Below are 565 nucleotides of genomic sequence, written 5' to 3'. Positions count from 1 at the left end.
CCTCGACCGTCAAACTCACTGCCACCGGCAGTGCGGCCGAAGGCGGTGTCGTCACGTATACCGCCACCGTCGGTTCCCCCGTAACCGGTTCGCCGGTGACCGTGTCCTTGGCCAACGGCCAGACCATCACCATTGACATCGGCAAAACCACCGGTTTCACCACCACCCTGGCACCGAACGATGCGTTGACCGGTCACGCACCACTGACCAACTCGATCACCAACGTCAGCGGCGGTAACTACGAGAATCTGGTCGCCGACAAATCCCCGGTCAGCACCAGCGTGACCGATACCATCGACACCACGACGGTGAGCCTGAGCGCGACCGGCTCGGTCGCTGAAGGCGGTTCAATTGTCTACACCGCGACCCTGACCAACGCGGCCGACACACCGGTCACTGTGACGTTGAGCAACGGCGCCGTGATCAACATCGAGGCGGGCAAAACCACCGGCACCGTGACCGTCGATGCACCCAAAGACGACCCCTACATCGACGCCGGCAAGGTCAGCGCCACAATCGCCACCGCCACGGGCGGCAACTTTGAAAACCTGGTTCCGAGCACCGT

1 protein-coding gene is annotated in these 565 nt (G+C 62.8%); it reads left to right on the top strand.

Annotation, left to right across the window (positions count from 1 at the left end; all coding sequences use genetic code 11):
- A partial coding sequence (locus ACM6I0_RS22730; protein ID WP_414923345.1) for an immunoglobulin-like domain-containing protein occupies positions 1-565 on the top strand: 565 nt, incomplete at both ends.

The sequence above is a fragment of the Pseudomonas sp. IT-P294 genome (genome assembly GCF_949767865.1).
Classification (GTDB): Bacteria; Pseudomonadota; Gammaproteobacteria; order Pseudomonadales; family Pseudomonadaceae; genus Aquipseudomonas.
This window is presented reverse-complemented; position numbering and strand designations above follow the sequence as displayed.